The following is a 19,496-nucleotide window of genomic DNA, read 5'->3' as shown; positions in this document are numbered from 1 at the left end:
TGGCTACATGGTCGCACAGACGATGGATCGAGTTCCGCACGAGTCGTAGACGAGTAACTATTGCTGGAGGTGTTCGCGCGTGCTGACGACTGGCAAGGCCGTCGTGAACACAGGTATCGACGCCGCCGCGCTCAAGCCCGCCGAGTGCGACGTGTCCCGCGCGCGTGACCTCCCCTTCGAGACGGTCACGATAGACTACGAGGGCCGCGAGCATCTGCCCGACGCCGAGACGCTCGCCGACCTCGCGCGTCACAAGGAGGTCCGGCTGACCACGCCCGTCCGCGCCGAGGGGTACGACCCCCTCGGCGACGATAGCCTCTCGGGCGAGATTCCCGAGGGCGTCCGCCGGGTCGCGGTCGCCGGACATCCCGCGTACCTCACCGACGACGAGCGCCGGAAGGCGGTCGCGCCCCGACTCGGTGCCGTGGTCGAGCGCGACCCCGATACGTGGGTCGGCACCGAGGGCGTCGAGCGCGCCGCGCTCGCGACCGGGGCCACCCAGTTCGAACTCCTCTCGCGCTCGACCGACCGCGACGTTCGCGGCCTCCGGGCCGCGGGGTTCGACGGCGAAATCGCGATTTACGCCCCCACGGTGCTGACCGACGACGGCGACACCGTCCTCGACGCCGTGGGCGCGTACATCGGGCGTCGGGGACCCGTGGCACGGGCGCTCCCCGAGGGCGCGGCGACAGACGCCACTGCGACGGGTCGAGCGCGAGAGGTCCTCTCGGCCGCGAGCAAGGACTACGCGCTGGTCGGCACGCCCGGAGAGGTCGCCGAGCGCGTCGATGCACTGAAGCAGGCGGGGGCCGACACCGTGGTCGGCTACCCCGCGCGGGGCGTCGAGGAGTTCTGCTGATTTTCCGAGGGGCACAACGCTAAGTGCCCGACCGACCTTCTCCCGGCCATGAGTTGTACGAATCCGCACGAATCCGCGACAGCGACGAAATCAGGGCGCTCGCTACGGGGACAGCGATGAAGGTCGCAGTCGTCGGCGGCGGCGCAATCGGCGTCACCGCGGCGTACGACCTCGCCGAGCGAGACGCCGAGGTCGTGGTCTACGAGAAGGGTGAGATTGCGGGCGAATCGACGGGCCGGGCCGCGGGCGTCCTCTACGACGCCTTCGCCGCGCCCGAGGACGCCCGCGTCGGCGACCGAGCAATCGAGCGCTTCCGCGAGTTCTCGGGCGAGGGCGACTTCGAGTTCCGCGAGACGCCCTACGTCCTGTTCGCCCGCGACGGCGACGAGAAGCGCGCGGACGCCATCCGCGAGCAGGTGCCCCGAATGCAGGACGAAGGCCGGGACGTCGCGCTCGTGGACCCCGACGAACTCCGCGAGCGGTTCCCGACGGTCGAGTGGGACGATGTCGGCGTCGCCGCGGTCGCCGAGAACACCGGGTGTACCGTCCCGGCGACCTACGCCGAACTGCTCGCGGAGAAGGCCAGCGAAGCGGGGGCCGACGTTCGAACCGGAACCGAGGCCCGACTCGACGCCGAGAGCCTCGAAATCGAGACCGACGAAGGGACCGAATCGTTCGACGCGATTCTGGTCGCCGCGGGCGCACACACCAAGCGCCTGCTCGCCGAGACCGGGATTCAGGTCGCGCTGAAGCCCTATCGAGTGCAGGCGCTGACCGCCGGGTTCGACGACGACCGGCGCGACGACTTGCCGATGGCCTACGACGCCACCGCGGGCTACTACCTCCGACCCCATCCCGACGGCCTGCTCGCGGGCGACGGCACCGAGGAGGTCGAGAGCGACCCCGACGACTGGAAGCGCGACGCCGACTCGGAGTTCGTGGACGTGACTCGCGAGCGACTCGGCCACCGTCTCGGCGAGTTCGGCGCGGTCCGCGAGGCGTGGGCGGGCCTCTGCGTTGCGACCCCCGACCGCGACCCTCTGCTCGGGGAACTCCGCGAGGGCCTGTTCGTCGCGGCGGGGTGGCAGGGCCACGGTTTCATGCGCGCCCCGGCGCTCGCAGAGGCGGCCGCCGAATCGGTGCTCGGCGAGGACCCGATTCCCGAGTTCGACCCGACGCGATTCGACGGCGACGAGGAGTTCGACATCGTGGAGGGGATGGCGGTCGAATAGCGCCCGTCGGGTCGTGTCGCTCAGAAAATACGGTCTCCGAAGTTGGCACGGCAACCGCGCCGACCGCGACTGGAGTCGCGGTCGGCGCGTTCGCTGGCGCAGTGTCCCCCACGTGACGCGTTCGAGTGCTACGGTCGCGAAAATGAAGTCGGCGAGTCGCTACGCCTCGACCGATTCGCCGTCCTGCTCGTCGGCCTCCTCGGCCCGCTTCGGAACTCGGACTTCGAGCGTGCCGTGTTCGGTCAGGGTTGCGGACGCTTCCTCGGCGTCCACGAGCGCGTCGGCGGGCAGTTCGGCCTGCCCGTCGAGCGAGAGGCCGCGACCGGGGAACAGCATCTCGAAGCCCTCGTGGTAGTCGCGAAAGCGGTCGATACGGACGAGAACCGCGCCGTCGGCGTACCGGACCTGCACGTCGCTTCCGGTCGCACCGGGAGCGTCGAAGACGACGAGGTAGGCGTCGTCGCTCTCCAGCAAGTCCACGGGGAGGGGTTTGGACTCTTGGACCTTGCTCGCGGCGCGGCCGACACGCTGGAGGACCGCACCCCCGACCGACCGGCCGAGTTTCCGGAGATTCATAGCTCGATTTCGTCGAGCGTGTCGGTTCGAGCGCAGTACGGACACTGGAAGTCCGAGACGCCCGTCCCGTCGGGCATGTCGTAGGTGTAGTGGAGTTCGAACATGTCGAGTTCGCAGTCGTCGTTCGTACACGCTACTTCGAGTGTCGCGGGCATGCTCGGACCTAACGCCCGCGTGACCATAAACACGCGGGCTTCGGCGAGAATCCGTCGTCAGTCGCGGCCGTTCCCCCGACCGCGGTCCCCTCCGTTTCCGCGTCCCTTCTCGTCGCCCCTGCCGCCGCGACCCGCCCCCTTTTCGCCGCTCTTTCCGGGGGCTTTCTCTCCGTCTTCATTTTCGTCGTCGTCATCGTCGTCCTCCCCCTCGTCATCGCCGTCTTCCTCCTCGTCATCGTCACCATCGCCGTCTTCATCTTCATCTTCCTCGTTCTCCTCGTCATCGTCACCATCGCCGTCTTCATCTTCATCTTCCTCGTTCTCCTCGTCATCACCTCCTCTGTCGTCGCTCTCGTGGTCTTCGTCGTTATCCTCGTCGCTCCCTCCGTCGTCTGCACGGTCGTCGTCCTCGATTTCGTCGCTCTCGTCATCGCGGTCGTCGTCCTCGCGGTCGTCATCATCGCGGTCGGAGTGTCCGTCGTCTGCCTTTTCGTCCTTCCCGTCCGGCGTGGTCTCGCGAGTCGTCTCCCCAACGGTCGTGGTCGTCCCACTCCCCGAACAGTCTCCGGGTCGAATCGTGACCGAGTCCGTGAGCGACAACGAGATGCGGTCGGGGTCGTTCCGGTCGCCCGAAACGACCTGCCAGTCGGTGAGTTCGCCCTCGTAGGGGTCGCCGTACAGCGCGGCTTCCTCGTTGAACGCGGGGTGGATGGTCACGGCAAAGTCGTCGCCGAGGGGCCGGTAGGCCCCACCGTCGGAGCGTCCTTCGGTCCACGTCCAGTCTATCTGCCACCCATCGGCGGTCTCCTCGAATCGGTCGTAGTTCGACTCGCCGTCGTAGACGTCGTCTCCGACGGCCCACTCGCCGCCAGCGAGGTTTTCGAACTGAAAGGTGACCGACCCGCCACTCGTGCCGTCGTCCAGCGCGTCGTGAATCACGACGAGGCTGAGTCCCTCCGGACCGTCGTAGAGGAAGCAGATGCTCGTCTCGGCCCGCTGGAGGTCGGTCGTCCCGTAGGAACTGTACGCGGGTCCCGAGGGGTCGGTGAACGGGGTCCGGTAGTCGTAGAACTCCTCGACCGTCTCGTCGCCGGACAGCGGCGTTATCGGTACGCACCGGTCGCCCTGCTCGACGACGTGGGTCGCGTCCGCCGACTCGCGGGCGAGGACGTGACGACTCAGGCCAGCGCCACCGAGTCCGGCCCCGAGCGCCGACAGCACGGTTCGGCGCTCGATGCGGTCGGTCGGGAGTGGTCGTTCGGACATCGAGCGTTGCTTTGACCGGTTCGAACATTGTTCCACGCCGCTTACTTTCAGCGACGCTACATTCGCCGTGATGGTGCAACTGCGACGACCACCTCGGTCGTCGCGAACGCGACCGACCCGTCGGGTCCGTGACTTTAGGCGCGATAGAACGACCTGAGAAGGTTCGGTCTCCGTCGGTCGCGTGGCGGCGTTCGCCGAGGCTGCTCGGCGTCGATACGGAAGTGTCGGCGTGTCGATTCAGAACGCGACCACCTTACGCTTTGATAGGTGGTACACGCCGATTACTCCCGGTCGGTCTCCGACCCACTCGACCCGTCGCCCCCGAACGCCGCCCGCCGATGTGTAGTCACCGTTTTACCCGTCGAGCGGCAACGAGACCACATGACCGACCTCGCGACTCTCGACGTGACTCTGGTGGACGGGTACGTCGACGAACCGGCGCACTTCGGCGTCCCGCCGTACATCTCGACGTATCCGCGATACACCGCCGGAGCCATCGTGGACGCGGGCGTCCCCGAGGAGAACGTCACCTACCATACCATCGACGAACTCCGGGACGACTCGCACAAGTGGCGCGACGTGGAGGACGCCGACCTGTTCATTTATATCGGCGGGATGACCGTCCCCGGGAAGTACGTCGGCGGGACGCCCGCCGAACCCGACGAAGTGCGAAAGATGGCGTGGACCGCGCAGGGAACGAGTCTGATGGGCGGCCCCGTCAAGTTTGGCGTGGGCGACGAGAACGCGGGCGGCACCGAAACCGAGCGCGACGACCTCGACTTCGACTTCGTGGCGAAAGGCGACGTGGAGGCCGCGGCCTACGACCTCCTCGAAAGCGGTCTGGAGGGGTTCGGCAATCGGATGCGCGACAACGCCGAAATCGACCGCTGGGCCGAGGCGGGCGCGTTCGTCGTCGAACAGCACCCGAACCATCCCGAGTACCTCATCTGCGAGATGGAGACCTCCAGAGGGTGTCCCTACCGATGCTCGTTCTGCACGGAACCCTTGTACGGGAATCCCGCCTTCCGAGAGCCGCGGTCCGTCATCGAGGAAGTCGAAGGCCTCTACGACCGGGGCGCGCGCCACTTCCGACTCGGCCGACAGGCCGACATCCTGGCGTACGGCGGCGACGGCGAGAAGCCGAATCCCGACGCGCTCCGCGAACTCTACGGCGGGATTCGGGAGGTCGCTCCCGACCTCCGCACACTCCATCTCGACAACATGAACCCCATCACGGTGGTCGAGTGGCCCGACCTCGCGCGGGAGGGCATCCGGGTCATCGCCGAGCACAACACGCCCGGCGACACCGCGGCATTCGGTCTCGAATCCGCGGACCCGCTCGTACAGGACGAAAATAATCTCAACGTCACCGCCGAGGAGTGTTTCGAAGCCGTCAAAATCGTGAACGAGGAGGCCGGGTGGCGTCCCGGCGAATCGCGCGACGACGCGCCGACTCACGGCAAAGAAGCCGCGAACAGGCTCCCAAAACTCCTGCCCGGAATCAATCTCCTCCACGGACTGAAGGGCGAGCGCCGGGAGACGTTCGACCACAACAAGCGGTTTCTCGAACGCGTGTACGACGCGGGCCTGATGCTCCGACGGGTCAACATCCGACAGGTGATGGCGTTCGACGGCACCGAGATGAGCGACGTGGGCGCTGACATCGCCAAGGACCACAAGAAACTGTTCAAGCAGTACAAGACCGAGGTCCGCGAGGAAATCGACAATCCGATGCTCCGGCGACTCGCTCCGGCGGGGACGCGCCTGCCGAACGTCCACCTCGAATACCATCAGGACGGCCGGACGTTCGGCCGCCAACTCGGCACCTACCCGCTGCTCGTCGGCATTCCCGGCGAGCGCGAACTCGGACAAACCGTGGACGTGGCGGTGGTAGACCACGGCTATCGGTCGGTAACGGGCGTGCCCTACCCCCTCGATTTGAACACCGCGACGATGGACGAACTCACCGCGATTCCGGGCCTCGGAAAACAGCGCGCGGGCAACCTCATCGTGAATCGGCCCTACGACTCGCCCGACGACTTGGACGCCGACGTGGGTGTGGACTTGTCCCAGTTCGCGACCGCGAAAATGCCCGAGGGCGCGGACTGACCACGAGCGAACGGGCTATCCCGCGACCCGCGCGGCCACTTTTCTGGCGACGATGCCGGTCGAAATCGAACACCCGACGTACCACACGAGCCAGACCTTGAGCGGGCCGATTACGGTGGCGGTCCACGCGACGTGTCCCACAAGCGGGAGCGCGAACGCGGCGGGCGCGACCGCGACGCTCGGCGCGAGGAACACCCATCGAAGCCAGAGGAACGTGGGAATCGAAATCAGCATGCTCCACGCGGCGGGCCGGAGTTGGGTTTTCATCGCGGACATCCAATCCATCATAACGTCCTGCTGTTCGGCTCGCAGGTCCTCGATGGTATCCTCGTCGTCGCGCTCGCGGGCGCTGTCGAGTCGCTCCCGAAGGTCCGCCATCCGCTCTTGGAGGTCGTCCATCCGGTCCTGGTTGCGGAGCTTCACGTTGAGAATCGCCGACGAGACGCCGGTCGTCCCCGCCAGCAGGAGTATCAGGACTGAGAACGGCACGAGCGCCGCGGCGGGCGCGAGTATCGCGTGGAGGCCGGTTCCCACGGCCGCCTGAATCGGGTCGACGTAGTAGCCCGACAGCAGCGCGAGCGCCGCGAGACCCGCGAGTTTGTCGTAGCGGGTCCAACCGCGTGATTCTGTCGTCATAGTAACTGCTTTCAGCCGTATTCGTATCAATCTGTTCCCGTTTCGGCCGCGGTTCGGTCGCGACCGAACCGCGGCCGAAACGTGCAGTGAGAGCGAGTGAAACAGACACACCAGTAGCTCTCGCACAAGCGACCGAGCGGAGTCGGCCGACGAACTCCGCCAGCGCGCCGTCGCGGCGAGGCCGCGACGGCGCGCTGGCCGAGGCCGGTTAGAACTCCTCGTCGATTATCTCGCCGACCGCGAAGTTCGACTTGACTTCGGTGATTTCGACTTTGACGCGCTCGCCGATTTCGGCGTCGGGCACGATGATGACGTAGCCGCGCTCGACGCGGGCGATACCGTCGCCCTGCTTGCCGATGTCCTCGACTTCGACGTAGCGAATTTCGCCCTCTTCGACGGGGGGTTGCGGTTCCGACGGAGTCGAGCTACCGCCGCTACTCGGGCTCTTCGACGACGACGGCTCCGACTTCGTCTCGGAGTCGGTGTCGTTCGAGATGAGCGCGACGCGATACGTCTCGCCCGGTTCGACCGACCCGGTCTCGATTTCGCGGCGCGGTACTTCGACGACGTACCTGTCGTCTTCGATAGTGACATCCGCACTGAACAGACACAGGAGTTTATCAGAGATCTCCAAGGCTATATGCCTCCGTTCCAATCCAAGTGGTCAGTGCGTAAAGAACTTTACTCAACGCATTTCTCGCGCGCTCGGCCGGTCGCACCGCTCGACGTCCCGAGCATTTATATACGAAGACGCGGCCAACCCTCCGCGTGTCGAATCACAAACTGATAGTCGGCGCGCTCGTGACGGTCGCCACTGCGCTCGTCAGCCTTGGTAGGCCGACCCGTCCGGGCGCTTCGCGCCCTCCGAGTCGTGGACGACGACTCCCTCGTCGGGGTCGGCGGGTTCGTAGGCGTCGCGGACCGCGATGGCCTCCTCCAGTTCCCGGACCGCGCGCTCCTTGAGCGCATCCGCGAGGTCCTCGGCGCGGTCCCGAGAGATATCTCGACCCAGTCCCTCGCACTCGTGGGCGCGGACCATCCCCGCTTCGTCAACCGCCTCGCCCATCGGCTGGCTCGTCCCGCCGAGCGCGACCGAGAACGGGTACGTCTCGCAGATGAGCGGCCGGTCTCCGTGGACCGAGCAGGCTCCCGTACCGTCGTCGTCTTCCCGGTAGAAGGCGCAATCGCCGCATGCGTCAGTCTGGAGCGCCCACTCGAACGTCTCGCCTTCGGCGTCCTCACCGTCACTGTCGAGTCCGTAGGGCATCGGGCGGGCGACGTCCCTCCAATCGTACTCGGTCGCCTCTTGGAGGTCCCGCACCTCGTCGGGAAAGACGGTCGCTGTATGCGGGTCGTCAGCTTCGCTCTTACAACAGGCCCCGCACCGCGTACACTCGAAGCCGATGGTCTCGATGGCGTCGGCTAGCTCGTCGGAGTCGAGGTCGCGGGCGCGCTCCAGTTCGGCTTCGAGGCTCTGCACGACTCAGGGTTCGTCGCCGCGGGCAAAAGGGTGTCGCGGTTCGGCGCGCTCTCCGTCCCACGCGACCTTCCCTTCGACCCAGAGTTTCTGAAGGTGGGCCGCCACGGTACTTCGAGCGAGGTCCCGGACCCCCGAAAGGTCCTTGTCGTAGGCCGAATCGAGAACCCCGTCCAACTCCGTCGCACCGCCTCGCACCGCGGCCAGCACCTTCGCCTCGCGGTCGAGTCGGTGGCGAATCAGTCGCTCGACCGTCGCTCGTGGGTGGTCGATGACGGGGCCGTGACCCGGATACAGCCTCGCGGGGTTGCGAGCGTAGAGTCGCCGGAGCGACGTGAGATACGCCCGAATGTCGCCCTCGTCCGCGCCGACGACCACGCTCCCCTCCGAAACGACGAGGTCGCCGGTCAGGACGGCGTCACCGGCGACGAGTGCAACGTGGTCGGGCGCGTGGCCGGGCGTCTCCATCACCGTGGCGGGGCCAATCGGCGTCCCCTCGCGGAACGTTCGGTCGGGGGAAATCCCCGTCGCGCGCTCGAAGCGGTCCTCGCGGCCCGCGCGCGCCCAGACGGTCGCGTCGCAGGCGTCGGCGTAGTGGGCGACCGCGCCCACGTGGTCGGGGTGAGCGTGCGTGACGAGGACGTGCTCGACCGCGCAGTCGGTGACTGCGCGGTCGAGGTCGTCGGTTCGGGCCGCCGGGTCCACGAGGAGCGCCTGCTCCCGGCCGAGAAGGTAGGCGTTCGTAGTTCCGTCTGGTGCGAGCGTCCCAGTCGGCACGGGGACGCGTTTCGGGTCCATGTGTCGGCGGATGGTCGCAGAGCAAAAAAAGCGTGGGTGAGTCGGAGGAATCTCAGCGGTTCAGGTAGTAGACCTGCTTGCGGGCGTCCTGAAAGCTGTAGCGCGACGCCACGAGGTCGGACTCTTCGAGGCGGTTGAGCGCGTACCGAACCGTGCGGTCGGGCAGGAGCGACTCCTCGGCGAGTCGACCCTGCGAAAGCGGGGCGTCGGTTTCGAGGACTTTGGCGACGAGTTTCGCGCTCGGGGGGAGTTCGCGGAGGCGTTCACGGAAGTTGTCTGGTGACTGCTCGGCAACGGCTGCTTCGTCCGGAGTCGTGCTCATGTTGTGTGGACTCCGAGCGGTAGTGGTAAGTGTTGGCTATATTGGTATCCGTATAATTTACATTCATTAAATGCATATAAGGTCCACTTGGATTCCTTTCACATTTTCGAGGTGGCAAAAATTACGTGGAGAGCGAACGTAGCGCCTGCATGGATGCGATTCCGGAGGAGTTCGGCGACCTGTTCGAGCGCCAGACGTTCGCGAGTTTCGCCACGGTGATGGGCGACGGCACGCCGCAGGTGACGCCCGTCTGGATAGACATCGACGGGGAGGGGAATCTAGACATCGACGGGGAGGGGAATCTGCTGGTCAACACCGCTCGCGGCCGCCAGAAGGAGCGAAACGTCGAGCGAAACCCGAAGGTGGGTCTCTGCGTGATGGACCCCGACGACCCCTATCGCTACGTGTCGGTCCGCGGAGAGGTCGTCGAAGTGACCGAGGACGGCGCAGTCGAACACATCGACGAACTCGCTCGCCGGTACATGGACGTAGACGAGTATCCGAACCACGGCGAGGAGTCCGGCCCGCGCGTCGTCATCCGAATTCGACCCGACCGTGTCGTGACGAACGGGTAGCCGGTTCGGAGTGTTCGGTTCGGAAATCGTCAGTCCGGAAATCGTCGGTTCGTGGTTCTACTCCGAGCGTCGGTCGGTCTTCGGGTCGTCGCCGTGACGGTCGTAGCGACCGAGCACGCGCTTGCAGTCCGGGCAGTGGACGAGTACGATTCGACCTCGTTCGTGGCGGACGAGGTCCTCGACCGCGAGGTCTCGCCCGCATCCGTTGCACGTCCGCATCGTGGGTCCCGAACCGGGTACGACCCCCGCGAGTAAAGCGGTTGGTAACGAGACGGTTCCAGTACCGTTTTAGTCCCCCAGTGGGATACGACAGGTGAGAAGCGTGAAAGGAGAGGAGTGGTATCAGGCGGACGAGGTCGCCGAGGAGTACGAGGAGAAACGATTCTCTCGGGGCGGACGACTCATCGACCGACGGGAGAAACAGGCGGTCCTCGACGCTATCGGCCCGCTGGACGACCAGACGGTCCTCGAAATCGCCTGCGGGACCGGCCGGTTCACCGTCATGCTCGCAGAGCGCGGTGCGGACATCGTCGGACTCGACATCTCGGCCGCGATGCTCCAGCAGGGTCGGAAGAAGGCCCGCACCGCGGGCGTGGCCGACCATCTGGAGTTCATGCGGGGCGACGCCGCTCGACTGCCGTTTCCCGACGACCACTTCGACACGGTGTTCGCGATGCGGTTTTTCCACCTCGCGGACACGCCCGCGGCGTTCCTCTCGGAGATGTGTCGGGTCGCCAAAGAGCGGGTGGTGTTCGACACCTTCAACGCCGCGAGTACGCGGAGCGTCTACAACTGGCTCCTCCCGATGGGGTCGCGGCTCTACGGCCGGTCGGAAGTCGAGACGCTCCTCGACGGTGCGAACCTCGAACTCGTGAGCGCCGAGCACGACTGGATTCTGCCGTACGGCTTCTATCGGAAGATTCCGGGCGCGATTGCGGGACCGATTCGGAAGGCCGACACCGCCATCGGCGATTCGCCGGTCGGCGACCACCTCGCGTCGGTCTCCTACTGGAACACTCGCGTCAAGTGACGCGAGCAGGAGAGGCCGAACTGCTTTTAAGGCTTCGGCGGAATTTTCCGGGACATGAAACTATCCGTGGTGGTACCGACGCTCAACGGGCGCGAGCGGCTCGCGGCGTGTCTCGACGCGCTGGCCGCCAACGCCCCCGAGGCGGAGGTGGTGGTGGTCAACGGCCCCTCCGCCGACGGAACCACCGGGATGGTGCGGAGCCGCGACGACGTGGACGTACTCATCGAGGTCGCCGACAGAACGCTGAACGTCGCCCGAAACGCGGGCCTCGAAGTCGCGACCGGTGACGCAATCGCGGTGGTCGGCGACGACACCGTGGTCGAGGCGTCGTGGACCGACGGGATTCGGGACGCGCTCGCCGACACCGCGGTCGTGACGGGGCCGGTCCATCGCTCGGTTCGCGCCGGAATGACCACCGAGTCCGAGGAGTCCCGAACCATCGGCGGGCGCGAGGTCACGTACTTCGACGGTAACAACGTCGCGTTCACGCGCGAGACCGTCGAAGCCGTGGACGGCTTCGACGAGTACCTCGCGACCGGCGGTGCGCGCGACTGCGCGCACCGCCTCGCAATCGGCGGCCACGACGTGACGTGGTCGCCGGATGTCTGCGTGACTCGAAACGACGACAGTCGCGGTGACGGCGACCGCGACTGGGGGTGGAAGTACCGCGCGCTCGCCTACCGACTGGTGAAAAACTACGGTCCCCGCCCCGGAATCTTCGGTCGCACCGGTCGGGACGCGGTCGCCGACGCGGTCGGAACCGCGACCGACGTGGCTCGCGGCGAAGGACTGCCCTCGAAGTGGTTCGCCAACGGCAAGCGCGTGGTCACCAACATCGCGGTCGGCGCGAAAGACGGGCTGATTTCGCGCGTAAAGGACCGAACAGAGTCGCGAAACCCCAACGGACTCTCCTCGCGAGCCGACCGAGCGGTCGAGCGATACGACTGGCGCGACGACTAACCTCACTCCTCGTCAGTGTCGTCGCGGGAGGTGGCCTTTTCGGGAGCGTCGGCCTGTTCGGGCGAGATGGTCGCCCGGACCAGGGTTTCGGTGGCTCGGCGGAGTCGCTCGGAAATCGCCTGTCGCGAGACGCCGAGTACGTCGGCGAGGTCTTCGAGTTCGACTTCCCTGGGCACGTCGAAGTAGCCCATCTCGGTCGCGGTTCGGAGCGTCTCGGCCTGGCGGTCGGTCAGGCCGAGCGAGTAATCGTCCCGCCCGCCAGCGTCGTACAGTTGTCGGAGGTCGAAGGTCAGCCCCTTCTCCTCGCAGTAGGCGGCGTACTCCCGCAGGCTCTCGCGGTCGGGGAACCGAATTCGGGTTCGCCACCCGTCGCCGACGCGCTTCGAGGAGACGAACACCGCGCCGAGGTCGGCCCACGAGTGGTAGGTCATGAGTTCGTCGCCCCGCGCGGCGAGTTCGACCTGGTACAGTCGCTGGTCGTCCACTTCCGCGAGCACCCGCCAGTCGGTGGCGGTCGAGTCGGCGTCGAGCGCCGATTCGAACGTCTCGAAGTCGTCGCCCGACGCCCAGAGCGTGAGCGCGAACGGCTTCGACCCGCGAGAGGTCTGCTGTTCGACCATCACCTCCATCTCCGGAACCGCGTCGAGCGCCTCCCGAACGACCGGCGTTTCCAGATAGAAATCCGCGATGAGGGTCACGGCGTAGCCTACGCCCCGGAGTAATTTAATTCGAGGGGCCGGTCGAGCGATACGCCGAGCAAAACAGTCGGAACGGACAGAACGGTCGGTGCAAAACGGTCGAAACCGAGGTTCGGTTTTAAGGGAGACGCTGGCGGTACTCGCGACCACATGGAACGTGGTAACTGCGGACCCGAAGTCCACGACCGACTCGACGCGTCGTTCGGACTTCTCGCCCACGCGCACCGCCGGTCGGTTCTCTACGCCCTCCGCGAGGACGGTCCCAAAACGAGGGACGAACTCGCCGACGAACTCGTCGCCACGGGGGTGGCCGACGACCGCGACCGCACGGTGGCGTCGCTCTTTCACACGCACCTCCCAAAACTCGACGACGCCGGGGTCGTCGAGTACGACAGAGACGACGGTGTCGTCTCGCTCGCTCCCGATGTCGAGCGACTCGAACCGTATCTCGACATCGCCGCGCACCACGAAGCCGACGGCTACGAGTGGATTTCGAACGGCGAGAACTGGAGCGCCGGTATCGGCCGAGAAGTCCAGTGAGCGCGCGACACGTCAGGTGAGTTCGCGGTTGCTCACTCGCGTGCGAGACCGTCGATGACCCGCGAGGGGTTCTTGTCGAACACTTTCCGCATGGCGTCCTCGGGCACGTCGAGCGTGAGAATCTCCATCACCGCAACGTTGGGGTGGGAACTCGGTGCGCCGCTCCCGAACAACACGCGGTCGGGGTGTTCCATCACTGCGCGTTCGAGCAGGTCGCGGTACCGGACGTAGCTCGTGTCGAGGTAACACTCGTCGTAGCGTTCGAGCAGGTCGATGGCGTCGGTCATCAGGTCGCGATTCAGCGGGTGGCCGCCGAAGTGCGCGAGAATTACGGGAAACGACCGCGAGAGGAGCGAATCGGCGGCGGCCGCGGGCGGGAAGTCCGTCCCCCCGTGGACGAGGACCGGAAGCCCGACGTCTTCCAGTTTGTCGATGGTCGCCTCGTCGGGGAGTCCGTCCTCGACCGGGTCCAGCTTGAAACCGTGGAATCGGTCGTCGTAGGCGTACTGCTCGACGTCCTCCGGGGAGGTGTGGTGGTCCTGCCGTCGCGCGGTCAGATTCCGAAGCCGCGAGGAAGTCTTCTCGCCGGGGTCGCGCGGCCCGTCGATGCGGGCGAACGCGAGGAACGGCCGCTCGACGCTCCGGCGCGCGACCGCGTTGTTCGCGCTCACGTAGCTCCCCTCCTCGCGCGGGCCGGGGAACACGACCGTCCGCACGACCCCGGCCTGGTGCATCTCGCGTTCGAGTCGGTCGGGACTGATGGCCCGCCCGCGAGTCTGTACCCCGCCCGCGTCGGCGTCGAGGCGGGCGTGTACGTCCACTACCCGAAACCGATGCTCCAACTCCAGCATCGTTCTCGATTTCGGAACTACCCTATTTTTCAGTATCGGTTGTGGTCGCGCCGAGGAGATACGAAGTATCGAGGGCGTGACGCAACAGAGTTACCAACAGAATTATCGACAGCCAGAAAGCCCCCGCCCGGTCGCTACGTTTCAGTGACGGAGCTGTGGGAGTGCAGGCCTCGAAAGCCCCCGCCCGGTCGCGGTCGCTCAGCGACATATCCTCGCTCACTTCGTTCGCTCGGATAGGGGTCGCTGAGACGACCAAGCGTTGCGCGACCGGGCGGCCCCTTTCAGTCCCACCCGCGTTACAAGATTCACTGGCCGTTTCCGGCGGATGGTTCACCGGCCGTTTTCCGGTGAATGTGTCACCGGCAGTTTCCGGCGGATGACTCACCGGCCGGAACCCGCGGCCGGTGACGCCGACCGCCAAGGCAGAAATCTTTATATAGAAGTTCAAACATCTTCTATACGGGGATACACGCATGGCAAATTCAAGCTTTGGACAGCAACGCATGGGCGGCCGACCGATGTTGATTCTGGGTGAAGACTCCCAGCGAACCCACGGACGCGATGCGCAGGCGTCGAACATCGCGGCCGGAAAGGCGGTCAGCGAGGCCGTCCGGACCACGCTCGGGCCGCGCGGGATGGACAAGATGCTCGTCTCGGACACGGGCGACGTGACCATCACGAACGACGGCGCGACCATCCTCGGGTCGATGGACATCGAGCATCCCGCCGCCCAGATGATAGTCGAGGTCGCCGAGGCCCAGGAGGACGAAATCGGCGACGGCACCACGACCGCGGCGGTGCTCGCTGGCGAACTCCTTTCGAAGGCCGAGCAACTGCTCGACGACGACGTACACCCGACGACCATCGTGGAGGGGTACGCCGAGGCCCGCGACATCGCGCTCGACGCCATCGCCGAGCGCGTCCTCGACGCGGAGGCCGACGACGACCTCCTCCGGCAGGTCGCCGAGTCGAGCATGACCGGCAAGGGGACCGGCGACGTGACCACCGAGCGACTCGCCGAAGTCGTCGTGGACGCCATCCGCCACGTCGAGGGCGAGTCGGGCGTCGAGCGCGACAACGTGTCGGTCCACACCCAAACCGGGTCGTCTTCGTCGGCGACCGAACTCGTGGAGGGCGTCATCAGCGACGAGGAACCGGTCCACGCCAACATGCCCCGCGAAGTCGAGGACGCTACGATTGCGGTCGTGGACGAGAAGTTCGACGTGCGTGAGACCGAAATCGACGCCGAGTACAGCGTCGAGAGCGTGGACCAACTCACCGCCGCGATGGACGCCGAGAGCCGCGAACTCCGGGAGTACGCCGACGCGCTCGCCGACGCTGGCGTGGACGTGGTGTTCGATACGAAGGACATCAGCGACCGCGCGGCCGCCTATCTCGCCGACGCGGGCATCCTCGCGTTCGAGAGCGTGAGCAACGACGAAGCCCGCGCCATCGCCTCGGCGACCGGCGCGAGCAGGACCGGCAAGGTCGCCGACCTCGAAGACGCCGACCTCGGCCGCGCCGACGCGGTGCGCGTCCGAACGTTCGGCGACGAGGACCTCGCGTTCGTGGAGGGCGGGGCGGCCGCCGAGTCGGTCACGCTCCTCGTCCGGGGCGGCACCGAACACGTCGTTAACGAACTCGAACGCGCGCTCGCCGACGCGCTCGACGTGGTGACCGCGGCGCTCGATTCGGGCGGCGTGGTCCCCGGCGCGGGCGCGACCGAAATCGCCGTCGCGGACCGCGTCCGCGAGGCCGCGGCAGGCATCGAGGGTCGAAAACAGCTCGCGGTCGAGGCGTTCGCCGACGCGGTGGACGTGCTCCCGCGCACGCTCGCCGAAAACACCGGGATGGACCCCATCGACGCGCTGGTGGACCTCCGGGCCGAAAACGAGCAGGAATCGGGACGCGCAGGCGTCATCGCGGTCGGCCAGCACGGCGAAATCGGCGACCCCGTCGAGGCGGGTATCATCGACCCCGCGGCGGTCAAGCGCGAGGCGGTCGAGTCCGCGACCGAGGCCGCGACGATGATTGCGCGCATCGACGACGTTATCGCGGCGGAGTAGGTTCGAGAAAGTTCGTTTTTTCTTCGCGCAAAACCCGAAAACCGTAGCGTTACAGAAGCCCCGCACCCTCGGGACAAATCCGAGTCCGATTCGCCAGCGCGCCCTCCGTGCCCGCCGCGAACACCGTCTCACCGACCATCGCCATGCTCGCGACCCCGCCAGCGTCCTCGGCGCTGGCGACCGCCTCGCGCACTTCCTCGGTCGCGAGTTCGACTTCCTCTGTGAACTTCCAGCCCTCGCGAGTCACCGCGGCGAGTGTGGGTTCGGCGGAGAGCGCATCGAGCGCGCGGCGACCCGCGCGCTCGATGCGGGCCATCAGGTCGGCGTCGGCCAGCATCTGCTCGGTCGAGATACCACCGAAGCTGACGTACTCGACCGGCGTCTCGCAGTCGTATCGCCGTCGGTCGGTGCCGTTTCCGACGACGAGACCGCCCATCTCTTGAACGAACACGTCGCCGAGTCCGGTCCCTGCGGTGACTTCCGCGCGGTGGGAGATTCCGAGAAGCTCCTCGCGGGTCTTCCCGAGGTCGAACGCGGCGTTGGCCGCGAGCGCGGTGGCGAGGGTGGCCGCCCCGCTCGCGCCGAACCCGCAGCCGATGGGAATCTCGGCAGTGAGCTCCACGCGGGCCGTCACGGAGAGCGCGTCGAGCGCGAGTCCGACCGGTTCGAAGTCGGTCGGGTCGCCGTCCACGGTCACGACCGATTCGGTCGCGCCGCGCGCGACCGAATCGGTGGCGGTCGATACGTCTCCATAGTCCGCGGGGCGAACCTCGGCCACGATGCCGTCCTCGATGGCGAAACTCGCGCCCATCGACTCGTCGCCCGACTCGGTGGGCGCGAACAGCGCGGTGACGCTGCCCGGTGCGAACGCCTTCATACGATTATCTGGCTCGCGGCTCCGTTATGAACGCTCCGTATCGAATCGAGTCCGACGAGGAGAGTCACCGGGCCTTCGCTCGGTCTATCCATCCCGAGATGCGCTTCGCAGAGAGGTCGGTCTCGTCGGCGAGGTGGTCGGCGTCGGCGTCCGCGAGCGCGGCGACGTCGGGGACGCCCGCATCGCGGAGTCGCTCGGCGTAGGCCGGACCGATGCCCTTGACGTCTTCGAGGGGTTCGCCGCCGCCAGCGGTCTCCTCGGCGGCCGCATCGGATTCGGCCGCCTCTTCGTTCTCGGCGGTTTCTTCGTCGGCGACACCCGCCTCGTCCTCGCCCGTCTCCTCGTCGGTCGGTTCGGGCGTCGGTTCGGGTTCGGTGCCCTCGGTCTGGGTCGGCTGTGCGGCACCCGAGGAGGGGCCGGTCGCCTCGGCTGGTTCGGCCGCCTCGTCGGTCTGCGATTCGACGCTCTCGGCTTCGGGTGCCGTCGTCACGTCCTCGGTCGCGATACCCGATTCCGCCTCGGTCTCGTCGGGTTCCGCTTCGATAGTGTCAGTTTCATTAAATTCCGCTTCGGCAGACTCGTCGGCCGGTTCAGTTCGGGTGGCTTCGGCCGCGCTCTCCGTGTCCGCGTCGGGTTCGGGCGACTCGTCGGGGTCTCGCTCGATGGTCACGCCCGAGTCGGTGCGACGCACCTGCGAGCGGTCATCGTCGAGACCGAGCAACGACTTCAGCTTGGTGAGCAGTCCCATTTGCGTGACAGTAGACCCGCGTGGTACTTAAAGTCGTGCCCGGCGCGCTCGAAAGTCAGTTTCCCGAATCGCGTCCGGGTCGGGTCTCGTCTGGGTCAGAGTCGGTCCCGAAGCGCGGCGTTCATCGCGTCCACCGGGGCGCCTCGTCCGGTCCAGCGTTCGAAGGCCTCGACGCCCTGATACAACAGCATCCACGCGCCGTCGATGGTGGTCGCGCCCACCTCGCGGGCGTCCCGGAGGAGTCGCGTGTCGAGCGGCCGATACACCGCATCGAGGACCGCGAGGTCGGCGTGGAGCGCGTCGGCGGGGACCGGCGAGCGGTCTTCTTCCATGCCAACGCTGGTGGCGTTGACCAGTACGTCGGCGTTCGAAACGCGACGTTCGAGCGCGTCGAGACCGCCCGCGGTCGCACCGTCCACGTCGGCCGCGAGGGCTTCGGCGCGCGAGACGGTTCGGTTCGCGACGTGGACGCTCGCGCCAGCGTCCGCGAGGACGAACGCGACCGCTCGGGCCGCGCCGCCCGCGCCCACGACCACGGCGTCGGTCCCGGCGAGGGTAACGTCGTGATGGGCGAACGACCGGCGCACGCCCGCGGCGTCGGTGTTGTAGCCCGCCGGCGACCCCTCGCCACCGAAGTCGATGGTGTTGACCGCGCCGATTCGGGCGGCCATCTCGTCGGTCTCGACGTGGGCGAGCGCGTCCTCTTTGAACGGGATGGTGACGTTCAGGCCCGCGATTCCGAGCGCCGCCGCACCCTCGATTGCGGCCCCGAGGTCGTCGGGGTCGGGTTCGAAGGTGACGTACCGGGCGTCGATTCCGAGTTCGTCGTAGCCAGCCTCGTGCATCGGCGGCGACAGCGAGTGGCCCACCGGATTACCGAGGAGTCCGAACACCTGCATGTGTCCGGGAAGTCGGGGCGGGGCGATAACGACTGTGATTCCGTCGAACTCCCGATTCCAATTACGGAGGAAATTGTTATCAGTGGCGAGCGAGTACGTCGGACTATGGCGACCGAGGAGACCGAGACGACGGTGAATCAGAGCTACGCGGTCACCATCCCGGCCGCAGTTCGGGAGCATCTCGATCTCGAACCGGGCGACCGCCTGCAGTGGAGCATCGACGAAGACGGGCGACTCGTCGCCGAAATCGTTCGCGAGCGCTACGGGCTGGCCGACGATATCGAGCCTATCGACATGGGAGAGACCGACGCGGTCGAAGTGACCGAGAGCTACGAGTGGTCGTAATGCCGAGCGCACTCGTCGATTCCAACGTGTTGTTCGCGTTTCGAAGCGCTCGCGACCAGCACCACGCTCGTGGCGCGGCAATCGTCGAAGCGATGGACCGGGGAGACCTCCCCCGAGGCCAGGTGACGAACTACACGCTTCCCGAGGTCCTAAACCCGATTCTCAAAAACGCGGGCTACGACCGGACCGTCGAAACGCTCGCCTTCCTCACCGAAAGCGGTGGGTTCCGAATTCGTCATCTCGCGCGCGAAGATTTCACTCGGGGGCAGGCCCTCTTCCGACGAACCGAAGGTGTCGAGATTACGGACTCGATTCTCGTCGCCTTTATGCGACGAACCGACACCGAGTACATCTACAGTTTCGACGACGATTTCGACCGCTTCGAGTCCATTACTCGGCTGACTACGGCGACGAATCCGTTCGAAACGGAGTGAGCGCGCCACGACCACTGTCGTCCTGTGAGCGACGGCCGACTTT

At 66.6% G+C, this 19,496-nt stretch carries 24 protein-coding genes; 10 read left to right on the top strand and 14 right to left on the bottom strand.

Translation table 11 applies throughout. The features are described 5' to 3' along the window. Positions 1-79 precede the first annotated feature (79 nt). Positions 80-859, top strand: a complete 780-nt coding sequence (locus EKH81_RS06700) for a DUF7388 family protein (RefSeq protein ID WP_132057390.1) — start codon at positions 80-82, stop codon at positions 857-859. 116 nt (positions 860-975) lie between these two features. After that, complete coding sequence (locus EKH81_RS06695; RefSeq protein WP_132057753.1) at positions 976-2,091, top strand: NAD(P)/FAD-dependent oxidoreductase; 1,116 nt, start codon at positions 976-978, stop codon at positions 2,089-2,091. 159 nt (positions 2,092-2,250) lie between these two features. Here EKH81_RS06695 and EKH81_RS06690 read toward each other — a convergent pair whose 3' ends face one another. Genes EKH81_RS06690 through EKH81_RS06685 form a run of 3 tightly spaced genes read right to left on the bottom strand, consistent with a single transcriptional unit; the run spans position 2,251 to position 4,088 of the window. Further along, positions 2,251-2,667, bottom strand: a complete 417-nt coding sequence (locus EKH81_RS06690; protein WP_132057389.1) for an Hsp20/alpha crystallin family protein — start codon at positions 2,665-2,667, stop codon at positions 2,251-2,253. After that, on the bottom strand, positions 2,664-2,822 hold the full coding sequence (locus tag EKH81_RS19280) for a DUF7559 family protein (RefSeq protein WP_202935073.1): 159 nt from the start codon (positions 2,820-2,822) through the stop codon (positions 2,664-2,666). The genes EKH81_RS06690 and EKH81_RS19280 overlap by 4 nt, the downstream gene beginning before the upstream one ends. Positions 2,823-2,879: 57 nt before the next feature. Further along, the gene (locus tag EKH81_RS06685; protein WP_162224512.1) at positions 2,880-4,088 is read right to left on the bottom strand and encodes a hypothetical protein; all 1,209 of its coding nucleotides are present in this window, start codon (positions 4,086-4,088) and stop codon (positions 2,880-2,882) included. A gap of 381 nt (positions 4,089-4,469) precedes the next feature. Between EKH81_RS06685 and EKH81_RS06680 the strand changes: the two genes are divergently transcribed. Then, positions 4,470-6,197 (top strand): radical SAM protein, encoded by a 1,728-nt coding sequence (locus tag EKH81_RS06680; RefSeq protein ID WP_132057388.1) that lies wholly within the window; start codon positions 4,470-4,472, stop codon positions 6,195-6,197. A 15-nt stretch (positions 6,198-6,212) separates the two neighbouring features. Here the strand turns inward: EKH81_RS06680 and EKH81_RS06675 are convergent, their stop codons facing one another. The 5 genes from EKH81_RS06675 to EKH81_RS06655 all read right to left on the bottom strand — a co-directional run bounded on the left by EKH81_RS06675 (position 6,213) and on the right by EKH81_RS06655 (position 9,430). Then, positions 6,213-6,833: a DUF106 domain-containing protein gene (locus EKH81_RS06675; protein WP_132057387.1), complete on the bottom strand. Its 621-nt coding sequence runs from the start codon at positions 6,831-6,833 to the stop codon at positions 6,213-6,215. Positions 6,834-7,041: 208 nt separating this feature from the next. Further along, a complete protein-coding gene (locus tag EKH81_RS06670; protein WP_132057386.1) occupies positions 7,042-7,467 on the bottom strand; it encodes a TRAM domain-containing protein in 426 nt (141 codons plus the stop codon). Between the two features lie 189 nt (positions 7,468-7,656). Next, the gene (locus EKH81_RS06665) at positions 7,657-8,313 is read right to left on the bottom strand and encodes a YkgJ family cysteine cluster protein (protein ID WP_132057385.1); all 657 of its coding nucleotides are present in this window, start codon (positions 8,311-8,313) and stop codon (positions 7,657-7,659) included. Between the two features lie 3 nt (positions 8,314-8,316). Next, positions 8,317-9,108: an MBL fold metallo-hydrolase gene (locus EKH81_RS06660; protein WP_132057384.1), complete on the bottom strand. Its 792-nt coding sequence runs from the start codon at positions 9,106-9,108 to the stop codon at positions 8,317-8,319. A gap of 52 nt (positions 9,109-9,160) precedes the next feature. Then, positions 9,161-9,430: a MarR family transcriptional regulator gene (locus EKH81_RS06655; RefSeq protein WP_132057383.1), complete on the bottom strand. Its 270-nt coding sequence runs from the start codon at positions 9,428-9,430 to the stop codon at positions 9,161-9,163. 149 nt (positions 9,431-9,579) lie between these two features. Here EKH81_RS06655 and EKH81_RS06650 point away from each other — a divergent pair, with 149 nt between their 5' ends. Next, on the top strand, positions 9,580-10,005 hold the full coding sequence (locus tag EKH81_RS06650) for a PPOX class F420-dependent oxidoreductase (protein ID WP_132057752.1): 426 nt from the start codon (positions 9,580-9,582) through the stop codon (positions 10,003-10,005). A gap of 57 nt (positions 10,006-10,062) precedes the next feature. On the opposite strand, the gene EKH81_RS19275 is transcribed toward EKH81_RS06650, so the two are convergent. Further along, a complete protein-coding gene (locus EKH81_RS19275; RefSeq protein WP_202935072.1) occupies positions 10,063-10,224 on the bottom strand; it encodes a hypothetical protein in 162 nt (53 codons plus the stop codon). Positions 10,225-10,327: 103 nt separating this feature from the next. Between EKH81_RS19275 and EKH81_RS06645 the strand changes: the two genes are divergently transcribed. After that, positions 10,328-11,035: a class I SAM-dependent methyltransferase gene (locus tag EKH81_RS06645; protein ID WP_132057381.1), complete on the top strand. Its 708-nt coding sequence runs from the start codon at positions 10,328-10,330 to the stop codon at positions 11,033-11,035. Positions 11,036-11,089: 54 nt separating this feature from the next. Beyond that, on the top strand, positions 11,090-11,995 hold the full coding sequence (locus EKH81_RS06640; protein ID WP_132057379.1) for a glycosyltransferase family 2 protein: 906 nt from the start codon (positions 11,090-11,092) through the stop codon (positions 11,993-11,995). A gap of 2 nt (positions 11,996-11,997) precedes the next feature. On the opposite strand, the gene EKH81_RS06635 is transcribed toward EKH81_RS06640, so the two are convergent. Continuing rightward, entirely contained in the window at positions 11,998-12,693 is a 696-nt protein-coding gene (locus EKH81_RS06635) for a helix-turn-helix domain-containing protein (RefSeq protein WP_132057377.1), read from the bottom strand. A 150-nt stretch (positions 12,694-12,843) separates the two neighbouring features. Between EKH81_RS06635 and EKH81_RS06630 the strand changes: the two genes are divergently transcribed. Next, positions 12,844-13,233 carry a DUF7344 domain-containing protein gene (locus tag EKH81_RS06630; RefSeq protein ID WP_132057375.1) on the top strand — a complete coding sequence of 130 codons (390 nt, stop codon included), beginning with the start codon at positions 12,844-12,846 and terminating at the stop codon, positions 13,231-13,233. A 32-nt stretch (positions 13,234-13,265) separates the two neighbouring features. On the opposite strand, the gene EKH81_RS06625 is transcribed toward EKH81_RS06630, so the two are convergent. After that, complete coding sequence (locus EKH81_RS06625; RefSeq protein ID WP_132057373.1) at positions 13,266-14,084, bottom strand: amidohydrolase family protein; 819 nt, start codon at positions 14,082-14,084, stop codon at positions 13,266-13,268. A 503-nt stretch (positions 14,085-14,587) separates the two neighbouring features. Here EKH81_RS06625 and thsA point away from each other — a divergent pair. Next, a complete protein-coding gene (gene thsA, locus EKH81_RS06620) occupies positions 14,588-16,150 on the top strand; it encodes a thermosome subunit alpha (protein ID WP_202935088.1) in 1,563 nt (520 codons plus the stop codon). Positions 16,151-16,199: 49 nt separating this feature from the next. Here the strand turns inward: thsA and EKH81_RS06615 are convergent, their stop codons facing one another. From EKH81_RS06615 to EKH81_RS06605, 3 genes are all read right to left on the bottom strand, one after another. Next, positions 16,200-17,027, bottom strand: coding sequence for a GHMP family kinase ATP-binding protein (locus EKH81_RS06615; RefSeq protein ID WP_132057371.1), 828 nt, complete (start codon positions 17,025-17,027; stop codon positions 16,200-16,202). A 64-nt stretch (positions 17,028-17,091) separates the two neighbouring features. Further along, a complete protein-coding gene (locus EKH81_RS06610; RefSeq protein ID WP_132057369.1) occupies positions 17,092-17,775 on the bottom strand; it encodes a helix-hairpin-helix domain-containing protein in 684 nt (227 codons plus the stop codon). A gap of 95 nt (positions 17,776-17,870) precedes the next feature. After that, entirely contained in the window at positions 17,871-18,674 is an 804-nt protein-coding gene (locus tag EKH81_RS06605; RefSeq protein WP_132057367.1) for a shikimate dehydrogenase, read from the bottom strand. A 105-nt stretch (positions 18,675-18,779) separates the two neighbouring features. On the opposite strand from EKH81_RS06605, the gene EKH81_RS06600 reads away from it, so the two are divergent. Next, entirely contained in the window at positions 18,780-19,019 is a 240-nt protein-coding gene (locus tag EKH81_RS06600) for an AbrB/MazE/SpoVT family DNA-binding domain-containing protein (protein ID WP_132057365.1), read from the top strand. Next, positions 19,019-19,453 (top strand): type II toxin-antitoxin system VapC family toxin, encoded by a 435-nt coding sequence (locus EKH81_RS06595; protein WP_132057363.1) that lies wholly within the window; start codon positions 19,019-19,021, stop codon positions 19,451-19,453. Before EKH81_RS06600 ends, EKH81_RS06595 begins: the two co-directional genes overlap by 1 nt. Positions 19,454-19,496: the final 43 nt, after the last annotated feature.

Origin of the sequence: Halorussus amylolyticus (genome assembly GCF_004143485.2) — an archaeon.
In the GTDB taxonomy this organism is placed as follows: Archaea; Halobacteriota; Halobacteria; order Halobacteriales; family Haladaptataceae; genus Halorussus; species Halorussus amylolyticus.
Note: the sequence above shows the minus strand (reverse complement) of the source record. Positions and strands in the feature narration are given on the sequence as shown.